Source organism: Vibrio sp. (assembly GCF_038138445.1).
Classification (GTDB): Bacteria; Pseudomonadota; Gammaproteobacteria; order Enterobacterales; family Vibrionaceae; genus Vibrio.
This window is the reverse complement of sequence record NZ_JAYQDQ010000044.1, coordinates 12,182-33,671: the sequence shown is the minus strand read 5'-3', so window position 1 is coordinate 33,671 and position 21,490 is coordinate 12,182. Positions and strand designations below refer to the sequence as shown.

26 protein-coding genes are annotated in these 21,490 nt (G+C 40.8%); 21 read left to right on the top strand and 5 right to left on the bottom strand.

Annotated features, from left to right (window positions below):
* From AAFM34_RS12565 to def, 6 genes are all read left to right on the top strand, one after another.
* Nucleotides 1–565: EAL domain-containing protein (locus tag AAFM34_RS12565; protein WP_341663317.1), on the top strand; the 565-nt coding region annotated here is incomplete at its 5' end.
* 215 nt (nt 566–780) lie between these two features.
* A complete protein-coding gene (locus AAFM34_RS12560) occupies nt 781–1,281 on the top strand; it encodes a GNAT family N-acetyltransferase (protein ID WP_341663316.1) in 501 nt (166 codons plus the stop codon).
* Nucleotides 1,282–1,305: 24 nt separating this feature from the next.
* The gene (locus AAFM34_RS12555) at nt 1,306–1,728 is read left to right on the top strand and encodes a GNAT family N-acetyltransferase (protein ID WP_341663314.1); all 423 of its coding nucleotides are present in this window, start codon (nt 1,306–1,308) and stop codon (nt 1,726–1,728) included.
* Between the two features lie 48 nt (nt 1,729–1,776).
* The gene (locus AAFM34_RS12550; RefSeq protein WP_341663312.1) at nt 1,777–2,136 is read left to right on the top strand and encodes a hypothetical protein; all 360 of its coding nucleotides are present in this window, start codon (nt 1,777–1,779) and stop codon (nt 2,134–2,136) included.
* Between the two features lie 91 nt (nt 2,137–2,227).
* A complete protein-coding gene (locus AAFM34_RS12545; RefSeq protein ID WP_341663310.1) occupies nt 2,228–2,695 on the top strand; it encodes a DUF3291 domain-containing protein in 468 nt (155 codons plus the stop codon).
* A gap of 18 nt (nt 2,696–2,713) precedes the next feature.
* Nucleotides 2,714–3,214, top strand: coding sequence for a peptide deformylase (gene def / locus AAFM34_RS12540; protein ID WP_341663307.1), 501 nt, complete (start codon nt 2,714–2,716; stop codon nt 3,212–3,214).
* A 13-nt stretch (nt 3,215–3,227) separates the two neighbouring features.
* Here def and AAFM34_RS12535 read toward each other — a convergent pair whose 3' ends face one another.
* Together AAFM34_RS12535 and AAFM34_RS12530 are read right to left on the bottom strand one after the other, a co-directional pair.
* On the bottom strand, nt 3,228–4,778 hold the full coding sequence (locus AAFM34_RS12535; RefSeq protein WP_341663306.1) for a DHA2 family efflux MFS transporter permease subunit: 1,551 nt from the start codon (nt 4,776–4,778) through the stop codon (nt 3,228–3,230).
* Nucleotides 4,779–4,780: 2 nt separating this feature from the next.
* The gene (locus AAFM34_RS12530; protein WP_341663304.1) at nt 4,781–5,836 is read right to left on the bottom strand and encodes an HlyD family secretion protein; all 1,056 of its coding nucleotides are present in this window, start codon (nt 5,834–5,836) and stop codon (nt 4,781–4,783) included.
* Nucleotides 5,837–5,959: 123 nt separating this feature from the next.
* Here AAFM34_RS12530 and AAFM34_RS12525 point away from each other — a divergent pair, with 123 nt between their 5' ends.
* On the top strand, nt 5,960–6,871 hold the full coding sequence (locus AAFM34_RS12525; RefSeq protein WP_341663302.1) for a LysR family transcriptional regulator: 912 nt from the start codon (nt 5,960–5,962) through the stop codon (nt 6,869–6,871).
* Here the strand turns inward: AAFM34_RS12525 and AAFM34_RS12520 are convergent.
* A complete protein-coding gene (locus tag AAFM34_RS12520; protein WP_341663300.1) occupies nt 6,868–7,287 on the bottom strand; it encodes a BLUF domain-containing protein in 420 nt (139 codons plus the stop codon). The two genes, AAFM34_RS12525 and AAFM34_RS12520, sit on opposite strands and share 4 nt — an antisense overlap.
* Before the next feature lie 278 nt (nt 7,288–7,565).
* On the opposite strand from AAFM34_RS12520, the gene AAFM34_RS12515 reads away from it, so the two are divergent.
* The 9 genes from AAFM34_RS12515 (at nt 7,566) to AAFM34_RS12475 (ending at nt 16,688) form a co-directional block, all read left to right on the top strand.
* Nucleotides 7,566–7,742 carry a hypothetical protein gene (locus tag AAFM34_RS12515; RefSeq protein ID WP_341663298.1) on the top strand — a complete coding sequence of 59 codons (177 nt, stop codon included), beginning with the start codon at nt 7,566–7,568 and terminating at the stop codon, nt 7,740–7,742.
* A gap of 208 nt (nt 7,743–7,950) precedes the next feature.
* Nucleotides 7,951–8,547 (top strand): GTP cyclohydrolase II, encoded by a 597-nt coding sequence (gene ribA / locus AAFM34_RS12510; protein ID WP_341663296.1) that lies wholly within the window; start codon nt 7,951–7,953, stop codon nt 8,545–8,547.
* Between the two features lie 163 nt (nt 8,548–8,710).
* The gene (locus AAFM34_RS12505; RefSeq protein ID WP_341663294.1) at nt 8,711–9,973 is read left to right on the top strand and encodes an imelysin family protein; all 1,263 of its coding nucleotides are present in this window, start codon (nt 8,711–8,713) and stop codon (nt 9,971–9,973) included.
* Between the two features lie 115 nt (nt 9,974–10,088).
* On the top strand, nt 10,089–11,477 hold the full coding sequence (locus tag AAFM34_RS12500) for a di-heme oxidoredictase family protein (protein ID WP_341663292.1): 1,389 nt from the start codon (nt 10,089–10,091) through the stop codon (nt 11,475–11,477).
* A gap of 9 nt (nt 11,478–11,486) precedes the next feature.
* Complete coding sequence (locus AAFM34_RS12495) at nt 11,487–12,497, top strand: imelysin family protein (RefSeq protein WP_341663290.1); 1,011 nt, start codon at nt 11,487–11,489, stop codon at nt 12,495–12,497.
* On the top strand, nt 12,478–13,569 hold the full coding sequence (locus AAFM34_RS12490) for a DUF1513 domain-containing protein (RefSeq protein WP_341663288.1): 1,092 nt from the start codon (nt 12,478–12,480) through the stop codon (nt 13,567–13,569). The genes AAFM34_RS12495 and AAFM34_RS12490 overlap by 20 nt, the downstream gene beginning before the upstream one ends.
* A gap of 109 nt (nt 13,570–13,678) precedes the next feature.
* Nucleotides 13,679–15,232: a L,D-transpeptidase family protein gene (locus tag AAFM34_RS12485; protein ID WP_341663286.1), complete on the top strand. Its 1,554-nt coding sequence runs from the start codon at nt 13,679–13,681 to the stop codon at nt 15,230–15,232.
* Between the two features lie 178 nt (nt 15,233–15,410).
* Nucleotides 15,411–15,950, top strand: coding sequence for a DUF882 domain-containing protein (locus AAFM34_RS12480; protein WP_341663284.1), 540 nt, complete (start codon nt 15,411–15,413; stop codon nt 15,948–15,950).
* Between the two features lie 84 nt (nt 15,951–16,034).
* The gene (locus tag AAFM34_RS12475) at nt 16,035–16,688 is read left to right on the top strand and encodes an MBL fold metallo-hydrolase (protein ID WP_341663282.1); all 654 of its coding nucleotides are present in this window, start codon (nt 16,035–16,037) and stop codon (nt 16,686–16,688) included.
* A gap of 55 nt (nt 16,689–16,743) precedes the next feature.
* On the opposite strand, the gene AAFM34_RS12470 is transcribed toward AAFM34_RS12475, so the two are convergent.
* Nucleotides 16,744–17,418 (bottom strand): DUF2982 domain-containing protein, encoded by a 675-nt coding sequence (locus AAFM34_RS12470; protein WP_341663280.1) that lies wholly within the window; start codon nt 17,416–17,418, stop codon nt 16,744–16,746.
* 221 nt (nt 17,419–17,639) lie between these two features.
* Here AAFM34_RS12470 and AAFM34_RS12465 point away from each other — a divergent pair, with 221 nt between their 5' ends.
* The 4 genes from AAFM34_RS12465 (at nt 17,640) to AAFM34_RS12450 (ending at nt 19,522) form a co-directional block, all read left to right on the top strand.
* Nucleotides 17,640–18,011, top strand: a complete 372-nt coding sequence (locus tag AAFM34_RS12465) for a MarR family transcriptional regulator (protein ID WP_341663278.1) — start codon at nt 17,640–17,642, stop codon at nt 18,009–18,011.
* 164 nt (nt 18,012–18,175) lie between these two features.
* The gene (locus tag AAFM34_RS12460; protein ID WP_341663276.1) at nt 18,176–18,523 is read left to right on the top strand and encodes a DOPA 4,5-dioxygenase family protein; all 348 of its coding nucleotides are present in this window, start codon (nt 18,176–18,178) and stop codon (nt 18,521–18,523) included.
* A gap of 206 nt (nt 18,524–18,729) precedes the next feature.
* Nucleotides 18,730–19,206, top strand: coding sequence for a Dps family protein (locus tag AAFM34_RS12455; protein WP_341663274.1), 477 nt, complete (start codon nt 18,730–18,732; stop codon nt 19,204–19,206).
* A 91-nt stretch (nt 19,207–19,297) separates the two neighbouring features.
* Nucleotides 19,298–19,522 (top strand): hypothetical protein, encoded by a 225-nt coding sequence (locus AAFM34_RS12450; protein ID WP_341663272.1) that lies wholly within the window; start codon nt 19,298–19,300, stop codon nt 19,520–19,522.
* 37 nt (nt 19,523–19,559) lie between these two features.
* On the opposite strand, the gene AAFM34_RS12445 is transcribed toward AAFM34_RS12450, so the two are convergent.
* Nucleotides 19,560–20,228, bottom strand: coding sequence for a hypothetical protein (locus AAFM34_RS12445; protein WP_341663270.1), 669 nt, complete (start codon nt 20,226–20,228; stop codon nt 19,560–19,562).
* A gap of 301 nt (nt 20,229–20,529) precedes the next feature.
* On the opposite strand from AAFM34_RS12445, the gene AAFM34_RS12440 reads away from it, so the two are divergent.
* Nucleotides 20,530–21,414, top strand: coding sequence for an NAD(P)-dependent oxidoreductase (locus AAFM34_RS12440; protein ID WP_341663268.1), 885 nt, complete (start codon nt 20,530–20,532; stop codon nt 21,412–21,414).
* The last annotated feature ends 76 nt before the right edge of the window (nt 21,415–21,490 follow it).

The following is a 21,490-nucleotide window of genomic DNA, read 5'->3' as shown; positions in this document are numbered from 1 at the left end:
TATTTTTAGTCGGTGCCAGCTTTCAGTTAAATGGGGCTCACCGCCAGCTTACTGTGTTTCGGTGAATGTCTCAACAGTTCAATTTGATGATGAGGATCTTTTTAAGGCGATCTGTGAAATTCTTAGAGAGATTCAACTCCCTTCACACCTGCTTCAAATTGAAATTACTGAGTCGACATTGATGAAAGATCCAGAAGGTGTTACTGAGATATGTAATCAATTAAGAGCGTTAGGTGTGTCAATTGCTGTGGATGATTTTGGTGTTGAGTATTCGTGTTTAAAATACCTAAAGCATTTGCCAGTTGATGTACTAAAAATCGATAAATATTTTGTTAATGAGTGCGCAATACATGAAGCGGATCGGATCCTACTCAAAACGATAGTTCAAATGGGGCATAGCCTAGATATTAGCGTAGTTGCGGAAGGAGTAGAAAATGAGCAGCAGCTCGAAGTGTTACGCCAAGAAAAATGCGACGCCTACCAGGGTTACTTGTATTCTCAACCTCTGACACCAAGCGAGTTTATATCCTTAGTTGAACATCATAACCAAAGCATGAAAGAGTAATCGTTTTTTATTTGCTTACCTCGACTTAGATTTGCAAGAAACCATGATATAGCACGACAATGTCTTTCATTTATCGTGCATTGTGATGTTTCTTTATTGAAATTAATTGAAATGAATACATATATATGGAACTGCTGAGCTCAACATGATATTGAGTTTTTTATTTATCTATTGCATCATGATGTCTATATAGATCTGATGAGATTAAATTATAAATGACAATTAATAACACCTCGTGCAATGTTTCTATTTCTCCCCTAGACTCAACCCACTTAATCGATGTTCAGAATATTACATTAGCGGATGAGCAAGAAAAATATGCAGGAAATGCTGAAAACTTCCTTAGCTCAAGTAGTGAAACCATGCATCTTTACGTTATTAAAAGTGGCAGTAAACCTGTGGGTTTTTTCAAAATTGACACCCTGTATTCTGACAATTTTTCATTTTGTTCCCAAAATAGTTTAGGTGTAAAAGCGTTTGCAATAGACATTAATTGTCAGGGGAAGGGGATTGGTACTCTGGCAGTCAAAGCTTTATTGTCATATCTTGAGGCTAATTATTCCCAATATAAAAGCGTTTATCTAACTGTCAATTGCAAAAATCCAGCAGCCAAAGCATGTTATCATAAAGGTGGTTTTCTTGATACTCAACAGCTCTATTTAGGTGGTGAAGCTGGACCTCAGCATATCATGTACGCCGATATAGGTAATCGATAACTTTATGGAAGCAGGCTAAATATTATGAACGTGCATTTCTTGGAAAAAGCCCCATATGATGTAAAAGTGCTACAAGTACTGTTACAGCTTCGCCCCAATTATAGTTTGGAAGGTTTATCTCAACAGATAGAAAAGCAGCAGCAGGATGGATATAAAGTTGCATATGTAAAGTCAGATGATCAAATCCTCGCTGTTTCAGGCTTTTGTATCGGTGAAAAGTTAGCATGGGGTAAATACATGTACATTGATGATCTAATCACTAACGAAGTATACCGTTCGGCTGGGGTTGGTACATTTTTACTTAGCTGGTTAAAGACCTACGCTAAGGAAGCTGGTTGTGCTCAGTTGCATTTAGATTCCGGTGTACAGCGATTCTCTGCGCACCGATTTTATTTATCGAATGGGTTCAATATTGCCAGTCATCACTTTTCTCTCTTGGAATTGTGATAGGTTGTAACCGAGAAACCTAACAAAACCTCTCAGGCGTAATGATTAATGAGATTAAACAAATATTTACTTCCAATAATTTTGCTTACTATGTATGGGTGTAGTGACATAGTTACTAGTGAGTATCCAACATACCAAAGTGCCGAAGAAGATGACCTATTTCAGCGTGGCTGGCTACCTGAAATTATACCAAGGTCAGCAACAGAAATCGTCGTTAATAACAATCTTGATCTTAATGAATCATCAGGAAGCTTCGTCTTATCCAATGATGCAATGCTTGATTTTAAGGAGAGGCTTAAACCTACCGAAAAGCAAGAGCAGCTATTATATGTTAGTGGTGAAAGTGAATGGTTTTTTGATTTTTCTGATAGAAAAGTTATTTATTATAGCTTAAGGTCTTTAAACTAATAGAATCGCTTAAAGCTTGACTTTGAAAATAATAAAAAGGATAACATATCTAAGATTAGAAAATTAAATTCATTTTTACAGGGAAGTTAAAATGAAACTAGCACAACTCAATATCGCGCATGCTAAATATCCATTAGATCACCCCAATATAAAAGATTTTATTGACAACTTGGAGAGAGTCAATGCTATTGCCGAGCAAAGCGAAGGGTTCATTTGGCGACTTAAAGATGATTCAGGAGACGCAACAAGCATTCAGCTTTTTGATGACCCAAATATCATAGTCAATATGTCAGTATGGGAAACGGCAGACTCTCTCAAAGACTTTATGTTTCGCACTATTCACAGAGATTTTATGCGCCGAAAAAAAGAATGGTTTCATCAAGTCGCAGAAGACACTTACGTGCTTTGGTGGATAGAAGACGGCCATATTCCCACGCCGCAAGAGGCTATAGATAGACTTGACCACCTTAGAACAAACGGTGATACCCCTTTCGCTTTTACTTTTAAAACAAATTTTACTGCTGCTGACCTATATGCGGATAGGCATGGAGTCAGCTAAGTTAAGGATAATGTCATTATGACAGTTTTGAATATACTAACAGCACCTGATCCACGGTTAAGGACCAAAGCCGAAAAGGTAGAAGATGTTCAATCAATACAGAGATTGATTGATGATATGTTAGAGACACTGTATGCAACCAGTAATGGTATCGGTTTAGCGGCCACACAAGTTGGACGCAGAGAGTCTGTAGTTATCATTGATCTGTCTGAAAGCCGCGATAACCCCTTGGTGTTGATCAACCCTGAAATCGTAGAGGGTAATAACCCAATCCATAACCAAGAAGGGTGCTTGTCTGTACCTGAATATTACGCTGATATTGAGCGTTACTCATCTGTTACAGTACAAGCCATAGATAGGTATGGGCAACCAATTCGTGTTGAAAGTGATGATTTTCTCGCGATTGTTATGCAGCATGAAATCGATCATTTATCAGGTAAATTGTTTATCGACTATTTATCTCCACTTAAGCAACGGATGGCGCTGAAAAAAGTTAAGAAGCACTTAAAGGCATCTTAACTTTAGACCTGACTTAATCTTTCATACTTAGTATCAGTAAAGCCGCTATCGCTAAAAATATGCTCATAATTAAAAACACATCGTTATAAGCCATAATTGCAGCATCACGCTGCATGGTGTTAAGTAACACAGCTTCTGCTTGCTGAATTGCTGTTACAGCGTCACTTCCTGATTGCATGAAGTATGACTGCTGCTCACGCAATGCATCCCACGCCGTTGTACTAACGTAGGGTAGTGACTCTTTAATATGAGATAAGTGCTCACGAGTTTTGTTATCTAACAAAGTTGCGATGATAGCAATGCTAAAAGCGCCTCCAAGATTGCGCATCACATTGGTTAATGTGGATGCATCAGCGGTATTATGATTGTCGATGTTCTTCATTGCGACTAAAGATAGGGGGACCATAATAAATGGACTTCCTATAGCCCGAAGCAGCATTGATAGAATAAGTTGCTGCCCGCCAAAGTCGATAGTCATATGTGTATTGACGAAGCAACTTAAGCCAAACATAATAAAACCGAATGTAACCAAGTACTTGGGCTTTATGATTTGGGTGAGCCTTGGTACTAATGGGAAAAATAGTAACTGTGGGAAGCCCATCCACATCAGTACTTGGCCTATTTCCATAGCGTTAAACTGTTGAATTTGCGTTAAGTAGAGGGGTAGTACATAAATAGAACCCAGTAATGCCATCCCTAAGATCAGGTATGCGATACATGACAGAGCAAATTGACGGTCCCTGAGTAATCGTATATTGACCAGTGGCTTTTTGTGTTGCAGCTCGTTGATCACAAAATAGATTAAACTAACAGCAGAGATAGCGCTCAGAGCAATAATAAACTGAGAGCTAAACCACTCTTCGCGATTGCCTTCCTCGAGCACCACCTCTAGACAGCCGAGTCCTATTCCCATTGTTGCGATGCCAAACCAATCTGCTGTTTTAAATTTTGAAAAGCTAGCTACCTCATCTTCTAAGCCATAACGAACCATAACGATAAGAAGAACTGCTGGAGGAACGTTAATGTAGAAAATGTAATGCCAAGAAAGGTTCTCGGTTAGCCAGCCGCCAAATGTCGGCCCAATTGCCGGTGCAAAGGTGGCAGTGACCCCAAATAAAGCCATACCCACAGCGCGCTTGTTTAGTGGCAGTAATTGAACAACTAAGGAGAAAGCGAGTGGGATCAATGCACCTCCACTGAAACCTTGCATAGCGCGAAATACTATCATTGATGTCATGTTCCAAGACAAGGAGCATAGCAGTGAGGATAAGGTAAAGATGCTCGTTGTCCAGGTGAGGTATCTGCGCTTGCCTAATACCTGAGACAGCCAACCACTAAGTGGGATAGCTATCATCTCAGCGACTAAATAGGATGTTGATATCCAAGAGCTTTCATCAAGTGTGGCGGACAGCGCGCCTTGAATATCTTTGAGCGATGAATTGGTGATTTGGATATCTAAAATAGCCATAAAAGCACCAATTAAACCACCAATTAAAGCAATCCAATTTTTTATCGGTACGTCATCCTCGGCTGAGACATGAGTGTACGCAGGATTTACAGACATGGTTAACCCCGAGTGTCTATCGTAGTGACAACAGACAGTCCGGGTAGTAGCCGACCTTTAAGACTTTGTTGATTGGGTATAGTGATTTTAACCGGTACCCTCTGAACGACTTTTGTAAAATTACCCGTTGCATTCTCTGGAGGAAGTAGGGCAAATTTTGCCCCTGTTGCTGGAGAAAAACTATCTACTACGCCTGTTAGAGGCTGATCAGGGAAAGCATCAAATTCAATGTTCACTTTTTGACCTTTACGAATGTCACCGATCTGGGTTTCCTTAAAGTTGGCCTCTACCCATATGTTACTCGTAGGTACAAGGCTCATTAGCGGGGTTCCGGATTGAACAAGAAGCCCTTGGCGCACACTTCTTTTTCCTATTATACCGTCTGCGGGAGCGTAAATTTTTGTATAACTCAAGTTAAGTTCAGCTTGGTCAACATCCACTTTAGATTCGGTAATAGCGGCTTCAGCTTGACGAATGTCACTGTCAATTACGGACAGTTGGTCATGAGCCGCGACTAAGTTAGCATTGGCTTCATTCAGTTCTGCAAGAGCGACTTTCTGCTGTGCGAGCATATCATCGACTTCGTCTTGGGAAGCATAATTTTTCTTGCGAAGACTACGTGAACGTTCCAACTGCTGAGCGGAACGTTGATACTCAGCTTTAGCAGAATCTACGCGGCTTTCAGCCTGTTTTATTTGACTTTCTTGTAAGGTTCTTTGCGCAGATAGATTATCGATACTTGATTCTGATACCGCGAGATGAGCTTTTGCTTGTTCAAGTTCAGTTACATAATCGCGTGGATCAAGCTCAATCAGTAAATCTCCTTTCTTTACTTTTTGGTTATCGCTAACGAAAGACTTGGCAATATAACCGGAGATTTTTGGTCGTATGGTTGTTATGTCTCCTTGCAGGTAGGCGTTATCGGTGGATTCAAAGTATCGAGCGTACCCAAGCCAATATCCAATGCAGACTATCGCAATAATCATTATCGCACTGGTTGCGATAAACAGGACTTTATTGCTTTGTTTTTGCGGTCTGATATGGGCTGAATCCGTCATGCTGTGTCTCTTATCGTTATTGTTAATGAGCACAAATTGTAAATGAAAATGATTAACTGATAAGATAGGAAAAAAGGGAAACACTGTTGCAAATATCTTACCAATCAAACCAAGGAGGGAAGGGTGGATTTAAACGCTATTACTGTTTTTGCTCAAGTTGTTGATTGTGGGAGCTTTACCCATGCGGCTGATGCGTTAGATATGACAAAGTCGACAGTTAGTCGAAAATTGGTGGAATTAGAAAAGCATTTGGGTGTTAGGTTAGTAACACGATCCACTAGAAGTCTGGTTTTGACACCAGAAGGAGAGCGCTTCTATCAATCTAGCTTGCAAATTTTAGAACTGTTGAATCAAGCAGAGCTTGAAGTATCAGCTAACCAAGATTTGATCCGTGGCCCACTAAAAGTTGTCTTGCCAGTCGAGTTGGGTCATCAAGTATTAGGTACATACATCAATACGTTCCTAAAACAATACCCTAATGTCACCATCAATCTTGAATTATCTAATCGAGAAGTGGATATTATTTCCGAAGGGATCGATCTCTACGCACAAGTGGGGGAGATACAAGATTCCTCTTTAATTTCAAGATACCTAACCAAATCTCAACGTGTCTTGGCGGCTAGCCCAGAGTATCTGGAAGGGTTTGGTAAAATCAGCTCACATCAAGATCTCCAGAGTCCTCACCAAATGGTTGACGTGTATAGTCGCGCAGTTAAGTTACCTAAATGGCACCTGATCGCACCACAAGGTAAGAATTCGATACAGATTGATTTACCTTATCGTTTACGAGTAAATACGATTACCGCCTGTCTAAAAGCATGTTTAGACGGGCTAGGGATTTCAGTATTACCTGAGTTTATATGCCGAGAGCATTTTGCCAGTAACAAGCTTGTTCAATTGCTACCTGAATATACAATGCCTGAAGTTTCAGTAAGCTTGGTTTACGCCGATCGACAGTTGATGCCAAAACGCAAGAAAGTATTTATTAACTACCTACTCGACGCATTTGAGTCCAATTTAACATCAAATCACTAGACTACATTGACGATTTTACTCAAACTCGTCAGCAGCTTATGTGCACTAGAGCCAGGCATTTTATAAGGTTCGAAATCTGAACTTTCTGAGTACTTGAGAGTGATAGGCTTAGTTATTGCCATTTCCGGAATATAACCCATGCTCCAGTCTGCGAATTCTCGCTCGCAAACTTCTGAGTAATCCAATAACACCACATCTGAATGTCTATTGTCATTTAGGATCTTATGGTACACCTTATTCACTTGATCTCTCGAACCTTCCAAGCACTGAAGAAAGCAGTTTTTACTAAAAAGCAACACACCTGTGACATTGAGTACTGTGTTGTTTTTGCGTGCAGTATCTAGAATGTTTTGAATATCTGATTCAGTTACACCTTCAGTAATCGCACTTGTATACACCAATCTGACTAGAAACATATTGCTCTCCGCTTTGTATGTTATTTGAACGACACACTTACATTATATGCAACTAAGTTTTTATGGGTGGATTAATATTGATTTTAATCCAAACTATGGTTTTACAGTTTGAGCTAAATGATGAACCTGATGAGGTAATGCTTTGAATTATATAGGTATGAAATCAAAATGTAATGTGAACTATGTTGCAAATTGTGGTTTGTTGAATTGCTGTAACTATCATTTTTGGCATCATATGCTCGTTAGATATTTATTGCTAAGACAGTCAGAGAAAAGCAGTGGAAACATACACATCTCAGTTGCGCAAAGAATTTCATGCCCAAATTAGTGCTTTGCAGGAATACTCTTTACCTCACACCAAGCCGACACTTTCTTTTCTAACTGATGAAGAGATACAACTTCTTGAAGATATGTGGATTGAACTGTCTGTATGGAAGAAAAACCATAGCCACTGAATACAATAGCCAGCTTCTTTTGTACACATTAGGGAGCCTCAATGATAGAATTCGCTGAGGTTTTTATTGCCTAAAATCTCAAATGTTATATTATAACAAAAGTGATCTGACCATTGATTTATACCAGATGAATCCCCATAGTTAGTCACCCGTAAGGTTTCTATAATCAAAGAAACAGACAATAATAAAGAATCAAGTGAGTAGGGTTATGGCGGAAGTTAGAGCCAGAGTAGATTTTAAAGTCGGCAGTAATAGCGACATAGAGGCTGAACTCTTATCCTTTGAAGGGCTTAAGACCGAGAAAGAACACGTAGCGATCATATTTAAACAAGCTGACAAAACCCAATCGACTCCTGTTGTCCGTATACACTCAGAGTGTTTGACTGGCGATGTATTCCACTCTTCTCGATGTGATTGTGGTGAGCAATTAGATGAAACGATTAATAAGCTTGGTAAACAAGGCGGCATTATCCTTTACTTAAGGCAGGAAGGTCGAGGCATAGGGCTTTACAACAAGATCGATGCCTACAAACTACAAAGTGAAGGAATGAATACCTATGAGGCGAACAATCATCTAGGGTTTGGTGATGACCTACGCGACTTCTCTGAAGCGGCTCAGATGCTTGAAGCGCTTGGCGTATCCAAAATTCAATTGATTACCAATAATCCTAAAAAGGTGCGAGAACTGCAAGAGCACGGTATTGAAGTAACACAATCTATTAATACATCCGCGCATGTTAAAGACGGTAACAAGAACTACCTGAAAGCAAAAATTGCCCACGGGAATCATGATCTGAAGTTGTAAAGCTTTGAAACGCTCTGATAAAAGCCTCATTTTTATGGGGCTTTTTTGTATATGACTTGCAAAAAAAAACTAAGTTTGTATTATTTGCGTCAATGAGTGCAAATGAGAATAATTAGCACTTGTAATTCAGAATAATTATTAAGCTCAACAAGGACGCTTTTAAATGAATGTAAAATCACTTTTGGCCCGTTCTGTGGCTACTTCACTCGTTGTTGCCAGTAGCTCAGTTTTTGCAGCAGATGTGACAAAAGAGCAGGTTGTAGAGCAGTATGCTAACGTTGCCCATGCGGTATTCTCTGATGCACTGACAACTGCTAAGGCGCTAGACAAGTCTATCGAATCTTTTTTAGCTGCGCCCTCACAAAAATCATTAGATAAAGTTAAGCAAGCGTGGATTAATTCTCGTGTTCCGTACCAGCAGTCAGAAGTGTTTCGCTTTGGCAATTCAATAGTTGACGATTGGGAAGGTCAACTTAATGCTTGGCCTCTTGATGAAGGTCTTATTGACTATGTTGCGACTGGTTATCAGTACGAATTGGGTAACGAAGGTGCGAGTGCAAATATTGTTGCCAATAAAAAACTTAAGATTGGTGCAACTGAATTGGATGTTAATAAACTAACTCCAAATACCATAGCAGACCTTAATGAAATCGGTGGTTCTGAAGCGAATGTTGCCAGTGGCTACCATGCTATTGAGTTCCTTCTTTGGGGACAGGATTTAAATGGTACCAAAGCGGGAGCCGGTGAGCGTGCTTACACAGATTTTGTGGTTGGCAAAGGTTGTACTAATGGTAATTGTGATCGCCGTGGACAGTATTTAAAAGCGACTGCAGACCTTCTAGTTCAAGACTTAGAATGGATGGAGAAACAATGGCAAGCAGGCGTTAAAGGCAACTACAGAGAGCAACTTCTAAACGAATCTGCTGATAATGGCTTACGAAAAATGCTATTTGGTATGGGCTCTTTGTCTCTAGGTGAACTTGCGGGTGAACGAATGAAAGTAGCTCTGGAAGCAAATTCGACCGAAGACGAGCATGATTGTTTTTCAGATAACACCCACAACTCTCATTACTACAATGAGCAGGGTATCTACAATGTTTACACTGGTTCGTATAAGCGAGTAGATGGCACTGTAGTTTCTGGCGCAAGCATTGCTCAATTAGTTGCTCAGAAAGATGCAAAAGCAGCTAAAGAAATCCAGCAACAGTTCAATACGACTCGCTCTCAAGTTGGACAACTTGTGACATCTGCTGAAAAGAATAGTCAGTATTTTGATCAACTTATTGCTTCCGATAATGTAAAAGGTAATGCTTTGGTCAACAAAACTATTATGTCTCTTGTTGATCAAACCGCCTCTATTGAACGTGCTGCAAAAATTGTCGGTATCAGCAGTCTAAATCCTGATACAGCAGACCATGAATTCTAATTAAGACACACTATTTTAAAAGGGCTCTTTTAGAGCCCTTTTGTTGTTTTTAAAACCACATTTTAATGAGAATTTATCTCAATTATGTGGTGTTATTTACCTGAGAAACTCTAGTATGAAGTTGTACTTTAAATCCTTGTTAACCACTTTGGTTATTTCGAGTAGCAGCGTACCGGCGTATGAATTAGATTCTGGTGGAGCAACAAGTGTTGCAAAGGAAGGGGCTAATGCGTTCTCACTTCCGGCCGCCAACCTCCCCTTGGCTAAACGACTTGATTTTAGTGTAGGTAACAGCTTTTTCCGTAATCCATGGATTCAAGCCCCTGCCACTACTGATGCAAGGGATGGATTAGGGCCGCTTTTCAATACCAATGGGTGTCAAAACTGCCATATTAAAGACGGTAGAGGCCATCCTCCTGAGAAAGACGATATTCACGCAGTATCAATGTTAGTTCGCCTAAGCATTCCTGCTATGTCAGCTGAGCAGAAAAAGACGTTCATTAAAGACGGTATTGTACCAGAGCCCACATATGGTGGGCAGCTTCAAGATTTTGCACTGCAAGATCAAGTGGCAGAGGGACAGATAAGAATTACGTATAAAGAGGTTCCGATTCGCTTTACAGACGGCACAGAAATCACTTTACGCAAGCCTGAGCTGAAAATTGACCAACTTGGTTATGGCAATATGCATCCTGATACGCAATTTTCTGCTCGTGTTGCACCACCAATGATTGGCTTGGGGCTACTCGAAAGTATCTCAGAACAAACGCTTTTAGCGTGGGCAGATGAAAGTGACGATGACAAGGATGGCATCTCAGGCAAAATTAACAAGGTATGGGATGTAGAGAAAAATCAATTTGCCATTGGGCGATTTGGTTGGAAATCTGGTCAACCAACGTTAATGCAGCAAAATGCAGCGGCATTTAATGGAGATGTTGGTTTGACGAGCCGCCTATTTCCCCATGAAAATTGTACTTCAAAGCAAGCTCTATGCGCTGAACTTCCCAATGGTGGGGAACCGGAAGTAAGTGATAATATACTTGATTTTGTTGAGTTTTACACGCAACATCTTGCGGTGCCAGTGAGACGCAATATGGACAAACCCAACGTCAAACTCGGGCAAAGCTTATTTGTTAAAGCGGGGTGTGACAGCTGCCACAAGAGTCAAGTAACCACATCTGTGCGTGAAGATTTACCCGCATTATCTAATCAAATGATCCACCCATACACGGACCTACTATTGCATGATATGGGTGAGGGGTTAGCAGACAATCGGCCGGAATATTTAGCAAATGGAAAGGAATGGAGAACAGCTCCACTTTGGGGAATTGGTTATACCAAAGAGGTTAATGGGCATACTTACTTCCTTCATGATGGCCGAGCTCGTAACCTAATGGAAGCGGTACTTTGGCATGGCGGTGAGGCCGAGTCGTCAAAACAGACGGTGCTGACATTTAATCAAAAGCAACGCGATGCTTTAATAGCATTTCTGAATTCATTATAAGGAAGGGGAATGAAGCCTTTATCAATAGCCGCCATTACTTTTTCATTGACTGGTATCACAGGTTGCAGCGTGTTATCTCATCAAGAAGCACACCCTAGTCAAGGTGTGTATCAGGTAGACCTAGCCTCTGCGCAACGCTTTAAGAACCAAGCCGATAAACTAGAAAGTGAAATGTTCACCTTTTGCGAGAGTGGTGATTTACAGAGAGTTCAAGATCAGTGGCAGCAAACTATGCTGTCTTGGATGGCACTACAAGGTCAAGAAAGAGGCCCAGATAGCGCTTTAGAAAAGAGTTGGAATATACAGTTTTGGCCGGATAAGAAGAATACAACGGGCCGTAAAATGACAGCCCTTGTTAATAGTGACAAACTTTGGAATCAAGATGATATTGCCCAGCAGAGTGTCACAGTTCAAGGGCTTGGTTCAATTGAATGGTTGTTATATGACAAACATTCACCACTTGAGTCTTCATCCCAAAACTGCCAAGTTGCAACAGCGATTGCGAGTAATTTAGCCAGTAATGCGGCTGTTATTGCTTCTGCATGGAAAGAAAACCCTTGGTCTGAATTAGATGAAAAAGCGTGGACTTCTGAGTATATCTCTTTGCTGTCAAATCAACTGGAATACAGCATGAAGAAGATGACTCGCCCGCTTGCAAAGTTTGGCAAGCCTAGGCCTTATTTTTCTGAGTCGTGGCGCTCTGGCACTTCAATGAAAAACCTAAAAGCGAACATAGCTGCAATGCAAACCTTATATTTGTCTGATGGTGGTGGTTTAGATCATACCTTACGCCAAAGTGGACATGTTCAGCTTGCTGATAGTATCACTCGTCAATTCTCATCTATTCTGGAAACATGGCCTGTTGATGAAAGCTTATTTGAATTACTTCAATCGAAAGAAGGTTATCGAGTCGCTTATGCCCAATATAATAAGTTGGAGCAACTTAAGTATCTTATCCACGAAGAAGTGGCGATTAAATTGGGTGTAGTAATAGGGTTTAATGCAACAGATGGTGACTAATAATACAAGGCGCAGCCTGCTAAAAGCTGCGCTAGTGGGTATAGCCGCGCCCATACTTCCATTCGGGTGTGCAAACAAGGTAACGGGTACGAGAAAACCAGCTCTAGTTGGTTGTGCCTTACAAGGCCGAGACAAATACTCTGTTGTTATTGCTGACGAGCAAGGCTTGCCTATTAAACAGCTGCCACTTCCGTCACGTGGTCATGGCGTGGCCACTCACCAAACATTGAACCATGCCGTTGCATTTGCGCGTCGACCTGGTGAGTACTTTATTGTATTTGACTACATATCAGGTGAAACGGTTACTCTTGTGAGTGCAAAGCCTAATCGACATTATTACGGCCATGGTGTTTACTCAAATGATGGTATGTGGCTGTATGCAACTGAAGGAGAGCGTACGACCAGCAAAGGAATCATTGGTGTTTACGATGTGCTAGCTGGTTACGAAAAGGTTGCTGAATTTACAGGTTTTGGTTTAGGGCCGCATGAAGTCATCGTGATGCCCGATGATAAGCTTGCTATAGGCGTGGGTGGAGTTCATACCGTTGGACGCAAGCCGATGAATCTATCATCTATGCAGCCTAGCTTGAGCTATTTAGATGCTGCTGGGGAACTAGTGGAACAAGTATCTCTGCCTGACCACCATCTAAGTATTCGTCACCTTGCTCACGATGGTTCTAACATGGTTCTATGTGGTCAGCAGTATAGAGGTGAGCCTGATGCGTATCCATCTCTATTAGCCATGCATACACAAGGTGGAGAAATGCGTTCTTTACAAGCGAAGCCTGAGCAATGGGCAAGGTTTAATCACTATATTGCTAGTATTGCTGCGACTGAAGAGTGGATTCTTGCGACTTCACCAAGAGGAAACTGTTATGGTATTTGGTCCAAACAAACAGGGCGGTTGGAAGAGTTGAATGCACTACCAGATGCTTCTGGAGTAATCGCAGATGCAGGGCATTTCAAGATTAGCTCGGGAGCTGGCGGTGTAATCACCCTGTACTCACCAGAGAAAAAAAACAAAATTCATTCGGGAATTCAATGGGATAACCACTGGTCGAGAATTTTATAACCTAGCTTATTGTAAAGCTTTAAAAAATTAACTTTCTTATCAACATTTCCTACTGGCCTCTTATTTCTCTGCCATACTTTCAATCTAAACGAAGGAATCGGAGAGTAAGATGGCTAGGTTGTATCCTTTATTACTATTAGTAATCTTGATGCCTTTCCAATCTATAGCCAATAGTTACTTTGAACGAATTGGTTGGTTGGAAAAAGACAGCCATGTTCTTCGTGTTCTACAGTTTCCAAAAGATGTAGAAAGCATCTATCACGAGTATGACAATCGCTTTATTTGGTTCGATCTTCAGCAAAGTACTCGCCTTGAGTTTCAGTTGGAAGTCATCGCAAGTGCGGGGTTTAGCCCTCTTTTTTCTCGTCAGCTTCAATATTTGGAATATTATCGCAAAAGTAACCGTTGGCATGAGTATGACGTTTTAGCAACAGATACTCTCCTTCTCTATATCAGTTATGCTGAGCAAGCCAAGGTTTTGGGCTATGATTGGTTTTTCAAATCTATGCTTTATAAGCCTCTTCCTAGATTAAGTAGTGCAGTGCTTCAAATGGTGGCATCATCCATATCAAATAAGCAGTTAAGCGAGCTGATAGAAGCTTATACCCCTGACAGTTCAGATTATCAAAAACTACTCGATAGCTATCTACATGTAGTGAAATTTACTAAATTAGATATTCCTGAATATACACAAGAAGGTTTGAGAGGTGTCGGTGAACCTTTAGACAACAGGGAAATTCTTCTTGTGCGAATGGAGATGGTGGATGTTGATCTATCGGGAGTAAGGCGTGATGTTGATTGGTATGATGAAACATTAGAAGCGCCGATTAGAGAGTTTCAGAGGCTACATGGCTTAAAGGATGATGGTGTGATTGGATCGCAGACCATGCGCTGGCTTAATACATCACCTCATAAAAGACTGGCAATTCTCGCTCTTAATGCTGAAAGGAGCCGCTTGTGGCCTATCAATTTCGATAACCTGATTATTGTGAATGTTCCAGGGTTTGAGATGAAGTATTGGTCTTCAGGAAAAGAGGTGTTTGAATCTAAGGTGGTTGTTGGACGAAGAGGTCGGCCGACTCCTTTAATGACCATAGAGCTTGAATCACTAATTCTTAACCCGACATGGAATGTTCCTTGGCGTATTATGGTACGCGACATCATACCAAGGGTTAAAAAAGATCCAGAATATTTGCTCAAAGAAAATATCACTATTGTACCTAGATGGGGTTCTAAAGAGTTAATCGATCCAGAAGAAATTGATTGGCAGAATCTTCGCCCTAGCGCATTCCCTTATAAAATGACTCAGCTCTCAGGTGATAATAATGCGTTAGGCTTATACAAATTTAATACCCCAAATCGACGGGCCATTTTTTTGCATGACACGCCAAGCAAAGAACTCTTTGAAGAGGTAAGCAGAGCATTTAGTTCTGGGTGCGTACGAGTTGAAAATGCCGAGCAATTTGCTTCTATTTTATTGAAGCGACAAGGGGCGGACATGTCTTTAGTCGATGAAAACGAATTAGCGGCAAATCAGTCGATACCGCTCATACGTAAAGTTCCTGTACACATCATTTACCAAACGGCTTGGTCGGAAGGAGGAAAGATTCAATATAGAGCCGATATATACCGTTTTGATAGACGGATTCATGGTAAAAGTTAAATTGACCAAAAAATAACATTTATTCATATCTTGGTTTTTGTTAATCTAGTCAGATAGTAAGCTGGCTGCGATCGTTCAGCTCCTTCAAATAGACATTTTTGAGTTTGCACTCTCCTTTATAGTTGGGTAAGGTCCCCGCTCAAAATTCATTCATCAAATGTATCAATGGGGCCGTATTGTGAATTTCTCTCGCAGAGATTTTATTAAGTTTGCTACTAGTAGTGTTGTTGCTGCAAGTTGTGTACCATCTGTTGCTTTGTCTGCATGTGCTACACAACCACGAGCCCTTGCATTTAATAATTTACATACAGGCGAAGAATTAGAAGCTTGCTACTTTGATGGCCGAAACTATGTGAACAGAGAACTGGCTCGTATCGATAATATTTGTCGAGACTTTCGCTTAAATCAAGTTCATCAAATGGATAAGAACCTGTTTGATATGATCTCTCTGATCCAGTCTGAATTAGGAGTGGATACCCAAGTCCAGATTATCTCTGGTTACCGTTCACCTGAAACAAATCAAGCATTGCGTTCAGTATCAAGTGGCGTTGCTAAAAAGAGTTATCACATGCTGGGTCAGGCAATAGATTTTCGCCTAGAGGGTGTCAACCTCAAACAGGTGCGAGATGTCGCAATGGATCTTAAAGCTGGAGGAGTAGGCTATTACCCCAAAAGTGATTTTGTTCATATAGATACCGGGCCTGTTCGTCACTGGTAGGCAACCGATTTATGCTACAAGGTTGTCAAAAACCTCACCAAATGTCATAGTCTTGCCAGTTTAGTTATTGATTAAGGCTACCATATGTCCCTAAAGTACCAAGTTGTTCCTGTCACCTCATTTTCTCAAAACTGTTCTATTGTCTGGTGTGATGAAACGATGGAGGGCATTGTTGTGGATCCGGGTGGTGATGTAAAACAGTTGTCTTCAGTGATCAAGGCCAACGGGATTAATATTACCCAGCTTGTTTTAACTCATGGGCATTTAGATCATGTTGGTGGCACTCAATCACTCTCTGCACTTCTGGGTGGGCTGAACATCATAGGGCCACATAAAGACGATAACTTTTGGCTGCAAGGGCTTGCTGGACAAAGCCAGATGTTTGGTTTTCCACCCATTGAAGCTTTTGAACCTAATCAGTGGCTTAGTGACGGCGACACCATACATTTCGGAAAAGAAACTTTAAGTGTTTATCACACTCCTGGACATACCCCTGGTCATGTTGTGCTTTTTAGTGAATCAGCCAAGTTAGCTTTTGTTGGAGACGTTTTATTTAATGGTTCTGTAGGACGTACTGATTTTCCCAAAGGCGATTTTGATACATTGATACATTCGATTAAAACCAAGCTTTGGCCCTTGGGTAACGATGTTAGGTTCGTACCAGGCCATGGACCAGAGTCGACATTTGGCTATGAGCGTGCATCAAATCCTTTTGTTGCCGATGAATTACCGTATTAATCGTAGCTGAAAAAAGCTTGACAACTTAAGGTGTTGATTGCTTTTAGTCAGAGGTTCAACACTTGCCCTCTGACTCTGCTGCGGCTAGGTAACGTCTTGCTAAGCCGACAAATTCTTCAGCACTTCGGTCTATATCATTGGCTGAGATAAAGATGTCGTAATCAAAGTAGCTCCTCTGATAGCGCATCCTGTTTGCTAACATTGCTTGTAGACCATGGTACTCTATTCCATGCTCATTCCTATAGGGCTGTGCATCCAGTACGATATCTTCGAAATTAGCATTAAGAATGCTTTGTTTCATACCCATATAGAGCAAAGCACGTTGGTTTAAAAGAATATCAGTTGCAATTCTCGGACATATGCTTTCTAGGTAAGGAGAGTACTGTTTTAACTTGATACCTATCCATGGTAAAGGTTGCTGCCATCCTTGGTTATCATAGTGGCAAATGCCTATTTTACCTATATTGTTCCACTTCACTACCCATCCTCCTTTGTACAAATGCTGCTGAAAATGAGTAGCTGTTAACGTGTATGAAACGGTGCTTTTATGGACCAGCCATTGAGCAAAGCCGAGAAAGATTAACACTGCAATCAGGGTAATAATCGCTAACGGTAAATTGGGAGCGAGTACGACAAGAGATATTAGACCAGCTAAAATAATGGCTGTGACCAACTTAGCTCCTGGGGAAGAGAGTTGAATAGGTTGATGGGTAATATGCAGTGTTTCCATAAATCGCTCCCAGTAAAGCTCCTAACCTCTGTTTATATATTCAGTGGTGAAAGCATGGATCACATTAGGTGTTGATTAAATTGTAGTCGGAGCTTCGCATATCAGTTATTTTTACCTGATTAAGCTCGCTAGATACTGTCAATATCGTCAGATTTTTGCTATAAAACGCCATTAAAAATTTTCACCACTGCGTGTAACACAGTGAAATGGAGAGATACTCGATGAGACTAGCTCATAAGCGCAAAGTGCAGATGAAATTGCAAAAGCACTTAAAAGCGACTGTTGCTAAAGAAAAAGTGACACCAAGCCAAAAGCCACAGGCCGAGAAAAAAATCACAGTCACCGCTACAGAAAAGAAAGTCACAGCAGCGAAAGTAGTAGAGACTAATTTAACACCAAAGCAGCAGCAGGTTCTCGATATTGTTGTTGCTAATGCTGAGGGCATCAACCCCAAAGGTATTGGCCTTGCAGCTGGACAAGAAGAATCAAAAGCTGCTTCTTGGGCAACGAGTGCACTTAAAAAATTACTAGAAGAGAACCTAGTTGCGAAAGAACAGCTTGCTGGCAACAAAGTTATTTATAAACCTGTTTGATTAATGCCAGTTACTGACGATGCCAAGCGGTATGCAGAATTTAAGAGAGCCTCGATCTAATCGAGGCTCTTTTTATTGTTTATCAGTTCACTTATAGGGTAACACGCTCTTCCTTCCGTACTATGATACAGTAAAGAAAATGGACCTACTAAAAGTGAGCTTCTATGACTTTTCCGACCAATGTTCATAACTCCTACCATGCCCATGTTTATTTTGACGAAAGTAGCAGTGATTTTGCGGCGCAGTTAAGATCACAAATTACTCAAGAGTTCACTCTAGCAGTAGGACGTTTTCACCAAAAATTAGTCGGGCCGCATAACATGTGGAGTTTTTCTGTCAGCTTTGAAAAAGCAGATTTTGATCAACTAATACCATGGTTGGATAACGCTCGCGGGCGCTTGTCCGTATTAGTTCACGCAGTGACAGGCGACGATATTATAGATCACACTGACTACGCCTATTGGCTAGGAAGCCCTGTTAAACTTAATCTATCGGCACTTGATACTCATTAGGCACATAACACTTTTTACATAGTTAATCAGCAAGTGCTCTGTCTAAAACTCTAATCCTCAAGCTGCTTACAAAGGCTTATTATCTTGATAGTTATTGTCTATCAATTGTATAGATATGAACGCTTTCATCAATTCAAAGTAAATGCGTATATTGGGTTTAAAGAAAGGGGAAAATCCCGAATATATAGATTGATGAGGAATAGATTATGACAAACCAAGTAAACCTAATTGGCCTAAATAACGAAAAATCTCAAGTTCTTGCAAGTGAATTAAATGCCTTGTTAGCGCATTACCAAGTGTTATATATGAATACGCGTGGTTACCACTGGAATATTAAAGGCCAACAGTTTTTCGAGCTTCATGAAAAGTTTGAAGAGATATATGTTGATCTCCAGACTAAGATTGATGAGCTTGCAGAGCGTATCCTAACGATTGGTTCAACACCAGACCACAGTTTTAGCCAGTATTTGAATAAAAGTAGTATTCAAGAACACCAAAATTCAACCACAGGACAAGAATGTGTTCGTGGTTTAGTTCATGGCTTTAGTACTTTACTTATTCAACAGCGTCAAATATTAGCTCAAGCCGAAGATGCGGATGATGAAGGTACAGCAGCATTAATGGGTGATTATATTCGCGAACAAGAAAAATTAATGTGGATGTTTAATGCATATATGAACTAAGGTGTATTTGGGTAAATAACCAGTATTTATCTTGAGTTGTTGATGGAGATGTGTATACTGTATATGTAACCAGTTATTTTGGAGGTGAATTATGTTATGGGATACCCTTGAACGTGTTAACCGCCTGCGCCAAGTGGCGTTAAATAACCCTGAGTTTATTCGCTCGGCCAAAGCACATGAGAAAGCTTTAGAATCGCAGGGTATGGATAATACCAAACCCGCAAAGCGTTCAACTAAGCCGAAAAAAGAAAAAGCTCTATCAGATATATATCAGCAATCAGAGTTTGGGTATGACCCATGTGATTCTCCTCACTAAATGAAAAAGCAGGGCAAGGCCCTGCTTTGAGTTTTCCTCAAGAGGTATAGAAATAAGCCTTCATGGTTGCATCTGTTCCTGGGCTTTTCTTATCACGCCTTGCAATTAGAAAAGCTTTCAAATCCGCAGCGAACTTTTTCTTATTGCGATATTCAAATAAGCCTCCATTGGGCTCCATAATGAAATATCTATAATTTTTATAGCCTATTCCGATCGCATGAGCATAGGCTGATAAATAACCAGCCCAATATCCTTGTTCACCTGGCAGTGCCGAAGTAATTTTTTCAGGCGTCATTGTTTCAGATGAATTTGCTTTATTGGAGTTTTTTAAGCCGAATCCAGTGAGTAAGCTCTTGATTGATGAAGAGTTGCCTTTAAAGTCCTTAACATACCCTCCCTGAAACCTTAGTGGGCCTGTAAAAAAGCTGGTAAAGCGGTTATGAGCAGTAGCTTCTTCATTTCCACCTAACAGTGCTACCATCCACCCAGCGGTAATACCGCAACATATTCCTTGGATCCTGCCTTTGTTGGAGCCAGCAACTTTAACGCCCGTATCCATATTTTTATAACCTATACGGCCAGCCGTATCGCTATCTATTCCTCCTCCACCCGGAAGTCCTGGAGCGTTATTTAAACTTTGAATTACTGTAGATTGAATACAGTCTCCAAAAAGGTACTTGTTATAAAGTGTCACACCATTTGGCATAGTATTACGTCCTTAGTTGTTGTAGAGAAAATACTCATCGATTGGCTTACACAGTGTTCAGTTTGGCTATGCATCAAAGTCACGCTGTAAAGCTAGTATCTTGTTAAATCATTATGCATGTTGTTTGGTATTAGGCTAACTTAAAATATTTATTACAGCCAATCATGGAGGGAGAATTTTTGCACTTTATAGAGCTGTGCCTCAATGGCTCTAGTGTGAGTCCTTGTCTATTAACTTAGGTTAGTTAAAACAAGAGGGTATGTGATATCATACTCAATTAGTTGAACTATCTAAAACTAGGATGTACTACATGCAAATAGAGACAGTGGCATTTATCGGCTTGGGCGTTATGGGGTACCCTATGGCAGGTCACCTAGCAAATGCAGGTTTTGATACTCGAGTCTACAACCGTACTTTAGCAAAAGCAGAGCAGTGGGCTGAACAGTATTCAGGCAAATGTTTTGCAACGCCTTACATGGCGGCTCAAGATTGTGACCTTGTTGCTGTATGCGTAGGAAATGATAACGACGTTCGAAGTGTAGTACTCGGTGATGACGGAGTCTTAGCGTCTATGAAGCCTGGATCTATTTTGGTAGACCATACTACAACTTCAGCGGAGCTCGCTCGAGAACTGGCGCAAGCTTGTAATGACAAAGGAGTGCATTTTATTGATGCTCCAGTTTCTGGAGGTCAGGCTGGCGCTGAAAATGGAGCATTGACGATTATGTGTGGTGGCGACGAAGAAGTATTTGAAACTTTGTCTCCAGTATTTGACACATATGGGAAACAGGCAGTTCTGCTTGGTGAGAATGGCCAAGGTCAGCGCTGCAAAATGGTCAACCAAATATGCATAGCGGGCATTTTACAGGGATTGAGTGAGGCTCTTCAGCTAGCACAGTCTGCTGATTTGGATATCGAAAAAGTAGTGAATGTACTGCAACACGGAGCTGCTGGATCATGGCAGATGGAAAATCGAGCCGTGACAATGTCGCAAGGAAAATTTGACTTTGGCTTTGCTATTGACTGGATGCGCAAGGATTTGGGGATTTGCCTAAATGAAGCTTCAAGCAAAAATATAGTTTTGCCAATGACAGAAGAAGTTGATGGTATGTATGCATCTCTCCAGAAGCAAGGCTTGGGTAGAATGGATACTTCAGTTCTTATTAAAGCTTATGATTTAACCTAAGCTCCAAATAATGTATAATATATGAGCATACCTTGCTAAATATGGAATAAGCTAAAGTTGCTGTCGGTGTTGCCGA

What these genes read in the sequence shown, in the direction of transcription:
- ribA (WP_341663296.1), top strand. Translation starts at nt 7,951, where the DNA reads ATGGCGGAAGTTAGAGCCAGAGTAGATTTTAAAGTCGGCAGTAATAGC.
- AAFM34_RS12520 (WP_341663300.1), bottom strand. Translation starts at nt 7,287, where the DNA reads ATGTTTCTAGTCAGATTGGTGTATACAAGTGCGATTACTGAAGGTGTA.
- AAFM34_RS12495 (WP_341663290.1), top strand. Translation starts at nt 11,487, where the DNA reads ATGAAGCCTTTATCAATAGCCGCCATTACTTTTTCATTGACTGGTATC.
- AAFM34_RS12465 (WP_341663278.1), top strand. Translation starts at nt 17,640, where the DNA reads ATGAGACTAGCTCATAAGCGCAAAGTGCAGATGAAATTGCAAAAGCAC.
- AAFM34_RS12545 (WP_341663310.1), top strand. Translation starts at nt 2,228, where the DNA reads ATGAAACTAGCACAACTCAATATCGCGCATGCTAAATATCCATTAGAT.
- AAFM34_RS12475 (WP_341663282.1), top strand. Translation starts at nt 16,035, where the DNA reads ATGTCCCTAAAGTACCAAGTTGTTCCTGTCACCTCATTTTCTCAAAAC.
- AAFM34_RS12560 (WP_341663316.1), top strand. Translation starts at nt 781, where the DNA reads ATGACAATTAATAACACCTCGTGCAATGTTTCTATTTCTCCCCTAGAC.
- AAFM34_RS12450 (WP_341663272.1), top strand. Translation starts at nt 19,298, where the DNA reads ATGTTATGGGATACCCTTGAACGTGTTAACCGCCTGCGCCAAGTGGCG.
- AAFM34_RS12555 (WP_341663314.1), top strand. Translation starts at nt 1,306, where the DNA reads ATGAACGTGCATTTCTTGGAAAAAGCCCCATATGATGTAAAAGTGCTA.
- AAFM34_RS12500 (WP_341663292.1), top strand. Translation starts at nt 10,089, where the DNA reads ATGAAGTTGTACTTTAAATCCTTGTTAACCACTTTGGTTATTTCGAGT.
- AAFM34_RS12530 (WP_341663304.1), bottom strand. Translation starts at nt 5,836, where the DNA reads ATGACGGATTCAGCCCATATCAGACCGCAAAAACAAAGCAATAAAGTC.
- AAFM34_RS12470 (WP_341663280.1), bottom strand. Translation starts at nt 17,418, where the DNA reads ATGGAAACACTGCATATTACCCATCAACCTATTCAACTCTCTTCCCCA.
- AAFM34_RS12440 (WP_341663268.1), top strand. Translation starts at nt 20,530, where the DNA reads ATGTACTACATGCAAATAGAGACAGTGGCATTTATCGGCTTGGGCGTT.
- AAFM34_RS12550 (WP_341663312.1), top strand. Translation starts at nt 1,777, where the DNA reads ATGAGATTAAACAAATATTTACTTCCAATAATTTTGCTTACTATGTAT.
- AAFM34_RS12460 (WP_341663276.1), top strand. Translation starts at nt 18,176, where the DNA reads ATGACTTTTCCGACCAATGTTCATAACTCCTACCATGCCCATGTTTAT.
- AAFM34_RS12485 (WP_341663286.1), top strand. Translation starts at nt 13,679, where the DNA reads ATGGCTAGGTTGTATCCTTTATTACTATTAGTAATCTTGATGCCTTTC.
- AAFM34_RS12445 (WP_341663270.1), bottom strand. Translation starts at nt 20,228, where the DNA reads ATGCCAAATGGTGTGACACTTTATAACAAGTACCTTTTTGGAGACTGT.
- AAFM34_RS12505 (WP_341663294.1), top strand. Translation starts at nt 8,711, where the DNA reads ATGAATGTAAAATCACTTTTGGCCCGTTCTGTGGCTACTTCACTCGTT.
- def (WP_341663307.1), top strand. Translation starts at nt 2,714, where the DNA reads ATGACAGTTTTGAATATACTAACAGCACCTGATCCACGGTTAAGGACC.
- AAFM34_RS12535 (WP_341663306.1), bottom strand. Translation starts at nt 4,778, where the DNA reads ATGTCTGTAAATCCTGCGTACACTCATGTCTCAGCCGAGGATGACGTA.
- AAFM34_RS12490 (WP_341663288.1), top strand. Translation starts at nt 12,478, where the DNA reads ATGCAACAGATGGTGACTAATAATACAAGGCGCAGCCTGCTAAAAGCT.
- AAFM34_RS12455 (WP_341663274.1), top strand. Translation starts at nt 18,730, where the DNA reads ATGACAAACCAAGTAAACCTAATTGGCCTAAATAACGAAAAATCTCAA.